This is a genomic window from Lentzea roselyniae, assembly GCF_039537795.1.
Lineage (GTDB): Bacteria > Actinomycetota > Actinomycetes > Mycobacteriales > Pseudonocardiaceae > Lentzea > Lentzea atacamensis.
This window is the reverse complement of record NZ_BAABBE010000028.1, coordinates 80,470-90,898: the sequence shown is the minus strand read 5'-3', so window position 1 is coordinate 90,898 and position 10,429 is coordinate 80,470. Positions and strand designations below refer to the sequence as shown.

Here is a 10,429-nt window from a genome sequence, read left to right as displayed (position 1 = left end):
AGCGCGGGACCAACCGTGACTGGGCAGCCAAAACACGTGGCCCAGGGACGCGATCGCAGGCGGAGCAGCGAGGCGACGCAACCCAGCGCGGCAGACCGCCCCGCTGTTCCCACCGGACCAGCGTGGTGGAGCAGCCCAGCGCGGGACCAACCGTGACTGGGCAGCCAAAACACGTGGCCCAGGGACGCGATCGCAGGCGGAGCAGCGAGGCGACGCAACCCAGCGCGGCAGACCGCCCCGCTGTTCCCACCGGACCAGCGTGGTGATGCAGCGCAGCGCGGGATCGGCCGTGGCTGGGTGGCCACGCGTGGCCTCTGGACGCGATCGCGGGCGGGGCCGGGTTGCGCCGCCATCCCCGGTGCGGCGCAACCCGGCCTGGGCGTCAGCCGCCTGCCACCGAGGGCAGGATCTGGATCTCGGCGCCGGCTGGGAGCGGGGTGGCTGGGCCGGAGAGGCGGCGGCACTCCTCTCCGTTGACGTAGAAGTTCACGTAGCGGCGCAGAGCTGCGCGTTCGTCGCGCAAGCGGCGGTCCAGGCCCGGGTAGGTGTCGGCCAGGACGTCCAGGGCGGCGCCCAGGGTGGCGGGCTCTGGCACGTCCACGTCGAGGTGGGAGGCGCCGTTCGTCGCGGTGCGGAGGACGCCTGGGATCAGGACCGTCACCTTCACGTCGGGATCACCGCTGCCCGTACCGACATCACGTCCGGCAGGTGGGCGGCCACCAGGTGCCAGGTCTCGCCCTCGTCCGGGCTCGCGTAGACCTCGCCCGAGCGGGAGCCGAAGTAGACGCCGGCGACCTCGGCGTTGTCGGTGCACATGGCGTCGCGCATCACGGCTGTCCAGAAGCTGTCCGGCAGGCCGTTGCCCAGGGCCTCCCACGAAGCACCGGCGTCGCGCGAGCGGAAGACGCGGCACCTGCCCTCCGGTGGGAAGCGGCGGCCGTCCGCCTCGATCGGGAAGGTGAAGATGGTCTGGGGGTCGTGCGGGTGGACGACCATCGCGAAGCCGAAGTCGGTGGGCAGGCCGTCGGCGATGGACTGCCAGGAGTCGCCGCCGTCGTCGCTGCGGTAGACGCCGTGGTGGTTCTGGGCGTAGAAGCGCGAGGGCTCCGACGGGTGCTGGGCGACCTTGTGGACGCACTGGCCGAACTCCGGCCACGGGTCGGGGAAGAAGTACGCCTTGATGCCCTTGTTGCGGGCCTCCCAGGACTTGCCACCGTCGGTCGTCCGGTAGACGCCGCCGGTCGACATCGCCACCAGGACGCGGTCGGGATCGACCGGGTCCGGCACGATCGTGTGGACCGCCTGGCCGCCGAAGCCCGCGTCCCACTCAGGGCGGTGCGGGTGGTTCCACAGGCCCTCGACGAACTCGAACGAACGGCCGCCGTCCGTCGACTTGAACAGGGCGGACGGCTGGGTGCCCGCCCACACGACGCCCGGCTGCGACGCCGGCGCCGGCTGGAGCTGCCACACGCGTTCCAGAGCCGCGTCGTCCACCGGGAACGCGATCGGCGGCTCGGCGGGCTCCTCCCAGGTGACCCCCAGATCGTCCGAAATGGACACACCCGGCCCGAAGTGCGGTGAGGACACGCCCGTCAGCAGGCGCAGGCCGGAGCGGGTGTCGAAGGCGACCGCGTACACCTCCTGCATCGCGTGGTGCGGTCCGTCGACCTGCCAGGTGACCCGATCCTCGCTGCGGGCGAGCCACAGTCCCTTGCGCGTACCGATCGCCACGACCACCGTCATCTCAACACGACCTCCTGGTGAAAGATGTGATGCGGAGCACGTTACGCCGGGGGTCTGACAATTTCTGGGCGTGCGGGAAACCCCACGTAGACCCACAAGTTACTCACTGGTAGCGTCCGAACGGAGACGAAGGAGGCGCCAGTGCTGCTCGACCCGAACCACTACGACCCCGCCCAACTCGACGACGAGACCCGACGCCTGCTCAGGGCGACCGTCGACTGGTTCGAGGCCCGCGGCAAGCGGCAGCTGATCGCCGACGCGCAGGACAAGGTCTGGTACACCGAGTTCCTGGACTTCGTGAAGCGGGAGAAGCTCTTCGCCACCTTCTGCACGCCCGCGAGCGTCGACGGCACCAAGCGCTGGGACGCCGCCCGCAACGCCGCGTTCAGCGAGGTGCTCGGGTTCTACGGCCTGCAGTACTGGTACGCCTGGCAGGTCACCGTCCTCGGCCTCGGCCCGATCTGGATGAGCGGCAACGAGGAGGCCAAGCAGAAGGCGGCCGCCCTCCTCGACAGCGGCGCGGTCTTCGCGTTCGGCCTCTCCGAGAAGGAGCACGGCGCCGACGTCTACAGCACCGACATGATCGTCACGAAGACGGAGACCGGCTACAAAGCCAACGGCAGCAAGTACTACATCGGCAACGGCAACGTCGCCGGCATGGTCAGCGTCTTCGGCAAGCTCGGCGACAGCGACGAGTACGTCTTCTTCGCCGTCGACAGCCAGCACGAGAACTTCAAGCTGATCAAGAACGTCGTCGACAGCCAGATGTTCGTGAGCGAGTTCCGCCTCGAGGACTACCCGCTCACCGACGCCGACATCCTGCACCGCGGCCCCGACGCCTTCTCCGCGGCGCTGAACACCGTCAACGTCGGCAAGTTCAACCTCTGCACCGCCAGCATCGGCATCTGCGAGCACTCCTTCTACGAGGCGATCACCCACGCCCACAACCGGATCCTCTACGGCAACCCGGTCACGAACTTCCCGCACGTGCGCCAGAACTTCGTCGACGCGTACGCGCGCCTCACCGCGATGAAGCTCTTCGCGGACCGCAGCGTCGACTACTTCCGAAGCGCCAACGAGAACGACCGCCGCTACCTCCTCTTCAACCCCATCACCAAGATGAAGGTCACGAGCGAGGGCGAGCACGTCATCGACCTGCTCTGGGACGTCATCGCCGCCAAGGGCTTCGAGAAGGACACCTACTTCACCCGCGCCACGGCCGACATCCGCGCGCTGCCCAAGCTTGAGGGCACCGTGCATGTCAACCTGGCGCTGGTGCTGAAGTTCATGCCGAACTACCTCTTCAACCCCAAGGCCTACGACGAGGTCCCCACCCGCCACGACGCGACGGACGACGACTTCTTCTGGCACCAGGGCCCCGCGCGCGGCCTCGGCAAGATCCAGTTCCACGACTGGGAGCCGATCTACACCGAGCACGCACACCTGCCGAACGTCGCCCTCTTCCACGAGCAGGCCAAGGCCATCAAGACCCTGCTCACCACCGCCGCGCCGGACGAGAAGCAGCAGCAGGACCTCGACTTCCTGCTGAACCTCGGCCACCTCTTCACCCTGGTCGTCTACGGCCAGCTGGTGCTCGAGCAGGCGAAGATCACCGGCACCGACGCGGCCGTCCTCGACCAGATCTTCGACGTCCTGGTCCGCGACTTCGCCGGGTACGCGACCGCGCTGCACGGCAAGGCCAGCAGCACCGAGGCCCAGCAGCAGTGGGCCGTCGGCCAGATCCGCAAGCCGCACGTCGACCAGGCCCGCTTCGACGCCGTGTGGGAGCAGGTCGCCGCGCTGTCCGGCCGGTACGAGATGCGCCCGTAGCCAGGCAAAGGGGGCGAAGCGACAGCTTCGCCCCCTTGACGCGCGTGTTCCACAAACGTTTTCATGAGACGCCGCCGCTCTCCGAAGACAGGAGCGCGTGCACGTGAACCGCAGATGGCACACAGCCGCACTGGCAGCCCTCATCGCCGCCGGCACCCTCATCGCACCTCAGGCAGTGGCCAAGGACGACGGCCTCGCTCTGACGCCGCCGATGGGCTTCAACAACTGGAACACCACGCACTGCCGCGACGACTTCAACGAAGAGATGGTCAAGGGCATCGCCGACATCTTCGTGAGCAAGGGCCTGAAGGACGCCGGCTACGAGTACGTCAACATCGACGACTGCTGGGCCCTCCCCGAACGCGACGCCAACGGCGACCTCGTCGCCCACCCGGTGCGCTTCCCCAACGGCATCAAGCACGTCGCCGACTACGTGCACGCCAAGGGTCTCAAGTTCGGCATCTACACCTCAGCGGGCACCAAGACCTGCAACAAGCAGGGCGGCTTTCCTGGCGGCCTCGGCCACGAGGAGCAGGACGCCAAGCTGTTCGCGTCGTGGGGCGTCGACTACCTGAAGTACGACAACTGCAACAACCAGGGCGTCGACGCGAAGCAGCGCTACACCAAGATGCGCGACGCCCTCGAAGCCACCGGCCGCAAGATCGTGTTCTCGATCTGCGAGTGGGGTCAGAACAAGCCGTGGGAGTGGGCGAAGGACGTCGGCCACCTGTGGCGCACGACCGGCGACATCAGCGACAACTGGAACTCCATGGTGTCGATCGCCAAGCGCAACATGGAACTCGCCGACCACGCGGGACCCGGCCACTGGAACGACCCGGACATGCTCGAGGTCGGCAACGGCGGCATGACGGATCTCGAGTACCGCAGCCACTTCAGCCTTTGGTCGATCATGGCCGCGCCCCTGCTGATCGGCGCCGACCTGCGCAAGGTCACGCCGGAGACGTTCGAGATCCTGCAGAACCGCGAGGTCATCGCCGTCAACCAGGACAAGCTCGGCGTGCAGGGCAGGGTGATCCGCAACCAGGGCGGCAACCACGTCCTCGTCAAGCCGCTCAGCAACGGCGACAAGGCGATCCTGCTGTTCAACGAGAACGACAGCGCCGCCAACATCTCCGTGACGGCGCAGGAGCTCGGCCTCACGAAGGCAAGCGGCTACAAGGTCCGCGACCTGTGGGCCAAGACCACGAGCCACACCGCGGGCTCGATCAGCGCCGCACTGCCCCCGCACGGCTCGGCGATGTTCCGCGTCAGCGCGGCGAAGGACTGGTACAACTACCCGCCCGCCATCACCACGGCCGCCGACGGCGAGGTCCTCTATCCCGGCGCGCTGCCGATCGTGCAGCCCGGCAAGGCCATCACCTACACGACGTCGGTGAGCAACACCGGCCGCCTGCCGATCGCCGCGGTCCAGGCCACGCTGACCGTCCCCCGCGGCTGGACCGCGAAGGCGACCTCCAGCAGCTTCAAGCCGATCCTGTCCGGCGAGAAGACGTTCAGGACCAACTGGCAGGTGACCGTGCCGGCCACCGCCGCGCCAGGCCGCTTCCCGATCAGCGCGAGCTTCACCTTCCACAGCCCGCACGAGAACAACCCTGTCACCAGGCAGTACTCGACCGAGGCACTGGTTCCCGGCGCACCGCCGAAGGGCGAGCTGTTCATCAGCGATCTCAAGTGGTTGCGCGCGGCCAACGGCCACGGCCCGGTCGAGGTCGACACCACCAACGGCGAGGCCAAACAGGGTGACGGCGGCCCGATCACCATCCGCGGCAAGGTGTTCGCCAAGGGGCTCGGCACGCACGCCCCCGCGCACATCGAGTACTACACGGGCGGCAGCTGTTCGAAGGTGACCGCGACGATCGGCATCGACGACAAGAAGGTCAACCCGCTCAGCCTCGTCGGTTACGAGGTGTGGGCCGACAACACCAAGGTCTACGACAGCGGGCCGGTCTCCGGCGCCGACGCCGCGAAGTCGTTGGAGGCCAACGTCTCCAACGCGACCGTCGTGCGCCTGATCGTCCGGGACGGCGGCAACGGCAAGTCCTACGACCACGCCGACTGGGGCGACGTGAGGATCAGCTGCTAGTCCGGCTCCTGGTAGCGCTCCAAGGCCGCGATCATGAGTTCGAGCCCGAACTCGAACTCGTGATCGTGGTCGTAGGTCCCCAGCTCGTCGAGCACCTCCGCGGACAGCGGAAACGCCGACGCGTCAACGCCTTCGTACGGTGAGAGCGCGATCCCGCCGAGCTCCGGCGACGTCGCGACCTCCCTCATCAGCGTGCCCAGCAGGTAGGACACCATGGCGCGCATCATCCCCACGGCGACCTTGCCCCGAAAGCCCGCTTTGGCGAGGTTCCTCAACGCGGCCTCGATGGTCCTGAACCCGGCCTCGGTGCTGAGCCGCCGCGTCGCCAGCATGACGAACGCCCTGGGATGCTGCCGTGCCAACGCTCTCACCGCGTGCGCGTGCGCCCTGATGTGATCGCGCCAGTCGTCGCCGGCGACGTGGCACGGCCGCGCCTCCGCCATGATCCGCTCTGCGGCCAGGTCCACCAGCAAAGCCTTGCTGGGAACGTGGTTGTACAAAGACATCGTGCCCGCGCCGAGCTCGGCGGCGAGGCGTCTCATCGAGACCGCTTCGACGCCCTCACGTTCGATCAGCCGCACCGCCGCATCCACGATGCGGGCGCGGGTCAACGGTTCACGTGATGAGGCCACTGGCGCAGACCATACGACGTGGAGTAGCTTCCCTGCGACGTACGGCGTACGTAGGAGGGTCGGCCGGCATGACCGAATCCAAGGCGCTCAGAGCGCTGCGCGAGGCGATCGTCCTTGAGCACATGGAGTCGCAGAACGACCACGACTTCAACACCTCCCTGCACACGTTTCCCCACCCCCGGTACGAGATCATGGCGTCCGGCCAGGTGCTCCAGGGCGTGGACGAGGTCCGCGCGTACTGGCAGCGCACCCGCGCGGCGTTCCCCGACCAGCGCAACAAGGTCATCGAGGTGCACCACGCCGACGACGCGGTGATCGTCGAGTTCGAGCTGCAGGGCACTCACCTCGGCAGCCTCACCGGCGAGGAGGTCACCGGCCGGTCGTTCAAGGTGAGGATGGTCGGTTTCTTCCTGTTCGACAAGGACGTGCTGGTCTGCGAGCGGGTGTACGGCGACAGCGCGACCGTGATGAACCAGCTCGGCATGCTGAACCTCCCTGGGGCGTTCTAGAACGCCACTCGCACTTCGCCGACGACCTGGCCGCCGCCGAGCACCGGCACGGACAGGTGTTCCTTGGCCGGCGACACGTCGTAACCCAGCGCCGCCAACGCCGTGAGCCCGATCGCCGTGGTGGCACGGGGATTCCCGTCGAGCACCTTCACCGCCACCGCGTGCCCGGCCGCCGTCGCCAGCACCAGCACACCTTCTGCGCCGCCCTTGGCCACCACACCCGGCAGCAACTGCATGACGACGGTGTTCACATGCCCGGTTCCCCCCACGTACTCGGGATGTCTGCGCATCGCGTCGGCGACCGGCGTGCGCACCAGCCCTTGCATCGCGCGCGCCAATCCGTGCAACGACAACGCATACACGGGCGCACCACATCCGTCGACCGCCGTGTGCGCAACTGCTTCGCCGGAAAGTTCCTCCATCGTCCGCAACACCACCTGCTGCAACGGATGCGTCGGCTCCAGGTAGGTCTGGGTCGGCCACCGCGCCGCCACGCACGCCGCCAGCATCGCCGCGTGCTTGCCGGAACAGTTCATCCGCACCCGAGACGGCTCCGTCAGCCGTCGCCGCGTCTCCTCGTCCTCCGGCCACGACGGAGGGCAGCGCAGCAATCCCACCGGCAACCCGCCGAGCACCTGCATCACCAGCTCGACGTGCCGGTTCTCCCCCGTGTGCGACCCGGCGGCGATCGCCAGGGCGGGCCCGGCGAGCGGCGCTCCCGCGGACAGGCAGGCCAGCGCCTGGAACGGCTTCATGCACGACCGCGGCAGCGCCGGATCCTCAACGGCCCCAACGGAAACCCCGGTCTCCCCTGACGGCAGCAGCCCCACCACGCTCCCGTGGTGCAGGCTCTCCACGAAACCGGACCGGGTGACCTCAGCGAGCAGTGCGGGCACGACCAGCCTCCAGGCGGTGAGCCAGCCGGGACAGCGCCAGGTTGACCACCAGGTAGATGAACGCCACGACGATGAACGTCTGGATCAGCAGACCGTTGTAGTTCGCGAGCACCCGCCCGTTGAACAACAACTCCGTGTAGGACACGACATATCCCAGCGAGGTGTCCTTCAACAGGCTGACAGCTTGGGTCACGAGCAACGGCGTCATGTGCCGGACGGCCTGTGGCAGCACGACGAACCGCGTCACCGCGCCGTCCGGCATGCCCAGCGACAGCCCCGCCTCGCGCTGCCCGGGATCGACGGAGTCCACGCCCGCCCGGAAGATCACCGCGTAGGAGGCCGCGTGCGACAACGCCAGCGGCACCACGAGCTTCCAGAACAGCGGCAGGTTCACGCCGAACGACGGCAGCACGAACAACATCACGTACACCAGCAGCAGCACCGGAACCGTGCGCATGACCTCGGCGTAGGCGCGGGTGAACCGGTTGGGCCGCAACGCGAGCAGCAGCCCACCCACCATCGCCAGCACCCCCGTCGCGCACGCCGCCACCACCGTCGACCACAGGCCTCCGAGCAGATAACGCCACACGGGCCAGGTCAGATACGGCCTCCACCGAACCGGGTCCAGCTGCCCGCCGGACGCGAACTGCCGCAGCCCCAGCGCCACCAGCCCGGCGAGCACGAGCGCCGACACCACCGAGACCCAGAAGACCCGGCGACGGAAACGTGGTCCAGGAGCGTCGAACATCAGGCCAGCCGCCGTTCCAGCACCCGCGCGCCGAACCCGATCCCCGCGGCCATCACCAGGTAGCACAGCCCGGCACCGGTGAAGACCAGCAACGGCTGGGCGAGCTCGAGGTTGATCCGTTGCGCCGCACGGGTCATGTCCACCACGCCGACGACACCGGCCAGTGCGGTGGCCATCGTCAGCGCGATCGCGATGTTCGCCAACGGCTGCACCACCCGCCGTCCGGCCTGAGGAAGGATCACGTGCCGCAACGACTGCCGGAACGACAGCCCCAGCGCCCGTGCCGCCTCACCCTGTCCTGCAGCCACCGAGCTCACGCCCGACCGCAGCGCCTCCGCCACGAACGCGGCCTCGTACAGGGCGATCGCCGTGAAAGCCGTCCAGAACAACGGCATCTTGACACCCACCTCGGGCAACCCGAACACGAACAGCACCAGCCACGCGAGCAACGGGATGTTCCGCCACACCTCGACGTAGACCGCACCGACGCCCCGCAGCAGCGGCACCGGCACGATCCGCAGCACCGCGACCACGAGGCCCACGGCGAGGGCGCCCGCGAACGACAGCAGGGTCAGGGCGACGGTGTTCAGAAAGCCTTCGACGACCAGGCTCATGAGGCGATCGCGGGTGGCGACGGCGCGTCGCCGGTGACCACGGTGCCGATCGTCTGCTTCCAGACGTCCCGCCACAGCCCTGACTTGCCGATCTCACGCAGCCAGTCGTCGACGAACTTCTCGAACTCCGCGTCGCCGTGCTTGATGCCGATGCCGTACGGGTCCTCGGTGAACGGCTCGCCGACCAGCTGGAGCTCGCTGTCCTTCGACGCGTCGGCGACCAGGATCGCCTGGTCCTGCACGTAGGCGTCGCCACGACCCTGTTTCAACGCCGTGAGGCACTCGGGATCGGAGCCGAACTCGACGATCTTCGCGGTGGGCGCGGCGTCCTTCACCGCCTTCACGCCGGGTGTGTTCGCGCCGACGATCACGGTCTTGCCGGCCAGATCCGCGGGCTTGGTGATGCCGGAGGTGCCCTTGCGCACCGCGATCGACTGCCCCGACTGGTAGTACGGGCCTGCGAACGCCACGCGTTCCGCCCGTGCGGGCGTGATCGTGTACGTCTGGATGATCACGTCGACGGTGCCGTTGGCCAGCAACGGTTCGCGGGTCTCCGAGGTCGCGCTGAGCAGCTCGGTCTCCGGCTTGCCGACGATGTAGTGCGCGAGGAGCTTGCCTAGGTAGGCGTCGAAGCCGGTGAGCTCGCCGCTGATGGGGTCGAGCTGCGACAGCAGGGGCGCGTCCTGGGAACCGCCGATGAGCAGCTTGCCGCGCTTCTTGATGCGGTCGACGGCCGAGCCAGGAGTCACCTGACCTGTGTAAACGGGTGCCTTGGCGAGCAGAGCGCCGAACTTGCCGCCACCCGCGCCGGGTACCGCGTTCTCACCGCCGGAGCACCCGGCCACGAAGAGCAACAGCGCTGCTACGAACAGTCTCCCCATGCCGCGACGCTACTGATCGCGATCAACCAGGCACAAGACACAACAAAGCCCCTTGTCCGATACCGGACAAGGGGCTCCGCCACAGCTTGCAGGCTGTTGGAGTCGGTCAGACTCAGACGGCGCGAACGCCCTGGGCCTGCGGGCCCTTCTGGCCCTGACCGATCTCGAACTCGACCCGCTGGTTCTCCTCGAGAGCCTTGTAGCCGTTCATCTGGATCTCCGAGTAGTGGACGAACACGTCGGCGCCACCGTTATCGGGGGAGATGAAGCCGAAGCCCTTCTCCGCGTTGAACCACTTGACGGTGCCCTGTACTGCCATCTTGCTACTTCTCCTCTAACAGGTGCCGGATCGCACTCGCGACCACCGGGTCAAGCAGGAACGGCGCTCCCTCCCGAAGCTGGAGAGACCACACGAACACACCCCGTTTTTCGTGACCGTGGCTGGACGAACACGAAAACGTACGACCATGGA

At 67.9% G+C, this 10,429-nt stretch carries 11 protein-coding genes; 3 read left to right on the top strand and 8 right to left on the bottom strand.

What is annotated here, in order from left to right; translation table 11 throughout:
- Window positions 1–382 precede the first annotated feature (382 nt).
- Both ABFX45_RS36060 and ABFX45_RS36055 read right to left on the bottom strand, forming a co-directional pair.
- Window positions 383–667, bottom strand: a complete 285-nt coding sequence (locus ABFX45_RS36060) for a MoaD/ThiS family protein (RefSeq protein WP_109642061.1) — start codon at window positions 665–667, stop codon at window positions 383–385.
- Complete coding sequence (locus ABFX45_RS36055) at window positions 664–1,743, bottom strand: WD40/YVTN/BNR-like repeat-containing protein (protein ID WP_346134987.1); 1,080 nt, start codon at window positions 1,741–1,743, stop codon at window positions 664–666. Before ABFX45_RS36055 ends, ABFX45_RS36060 begins: the two co-directional genes overlap by 4 nt.
- 141 nt (window positions 1,744–1,884) lie before the next feature.
- Here ABFX45_RS36055 and ABFX45_RS36050 point away from each other — a divergent pair, with 141 nt between their 5' ends.
- Window positions 1,885–3,573, top strand: a complete 1,689-nt coding sequence (locus ABFX45_RS36050; RefSeq protein WP_346134985.1) for an acyl-CoA dehydrogenase family protein — start codon at window positions 1,885–1,887, stop codon at window positions 3,571–3,573.
- 103 nt (window positions 3,574–3,676) lie between these two features.
- The gene (locus ABFX45_RS36045) at window positions 3,677–5,677 is read left to right on the top strand and encodes an NPCBM/NEW2 domain-containing protein (RefSeq protein ID WP_346134984.1); all 2,001 of its coding nucleotides are present in this window, start codon (window positions 3,677–3,679) and stop codon (window positions 5,675–5,677) included.
- On the opposite strand, the gene ABFX45_RS36040 is transcribed toward ABFX45_RS36045, so the two are convergent.
- On the bottom strand, window positions 5,674–6,309 hold the full coding sequence (locus tag ABFX45_RS36040) for a TetR/AcrR family transcriptional regulator C-terminal domain-containing protein (protein WP_109642054.1): 636 nt from the start codon (window positions 6,307–6,309) through the stop codon (window positions 5,674–5,676). The genes ABFX45_RS36045 and ABFX45_RS36040 overlap by 4 nt on opposite strands.
- A 68-nt stretch (window positions 6,310–6,377) precedes the next feature.
- Between ABFX45_RS36040 and ABFX45_RS36035 the strand changes: the two genes are divergently transcribed.
- Entirely contained in the window at window positions 6,378–6,818 is a 441-nt protein-coding gene (locus ABFX45_RS36035; protein ID WP_211337765.1) for an ester cyclase, read from the top strand.
- Here the strand turns inward: ABFX45_RS36035 and ABFX45_RS36030 are convergent.
- The 5 genes from ABFX45_RS36030 to ABFX45_RS36010 all read right to left on the bottom strand — a co-directional run bounded on the left by ABFX45_RS36030 (window position 6,815) and on the right by ABFX45_RS36010 (window position 10,276).
- On the bottom strand, window positions 6,815–7,714 hold the full coding sequence (locus tag ABFX45_RS36030; protein WP_233440260.1) for an asparaginase: 900 nt from the start codon (window positions 7,712–7,714) through the stop codon (window positions 6,815–6,817). The genes ABFX45_RS36035 and ABFX45_RS36030 overlap by 4 nt on opposite strands.
- The gene (locus ABFX45_RS36025) at window positions 7,695–8,462 is read right to left on the bottom strand and encodes an amino acid ABC transporter permease (protein ID WP_109642047.1); all 768 of its coding nucleotides are present in this window, start codon (window positions 8,460–8,462) and stop codon (window positions 7,695–7,697) included. Before ABFX45_RS36025 ends, ABFX45_RS36030 begins: the two co-directional genes overlap by 20 nt.
- Window positions 8,462–9,076, bottom strand: a complete 615-nt coding sequence (locus tag ABFX45_RS36020) for an amino acid ABC transporter permease (RefSeq protein WP_109642045.1) — start codon at window positions 9,074–9,076, stop codon at window positions 8,462–8,464. Before ABFX45_RS36020 ends, ABFX45_RS36025 begins: the two co-directional genes overlap by 1 nt.
- Window positions 9,073–9,957 carry a glutamate ABC transporter substrate-binding protein gene (locus tag ABFX45_RS36015; protein ID WP_346134979.1) on the bottom strand — a complete coding sequence of 295 codons (885 nt, stop codon included), beginning with the start codon at window positions 9,955–9,957 and terminating at the stop codon, window positions 9,073–9,075. Before ABFX45_RS36015 ends, ABFX45_RS36020 begins: the two co-directional genes overlap by 4 nt.
- A gap of 112 nt (window positions 9,958–10,069) precedes the next feature.
- Entirely contained in the window at window positions 10,070–10,276 is a 207-nt protein-coding gene (locus ABFX45_RS36010) for a cold-shock protein (RefSeq protein ID WP_030468404.1), read from the bottom strand.
- Between the last annotated feature and the right edge of the window lie 153 nt (window positions 10,277–10,429).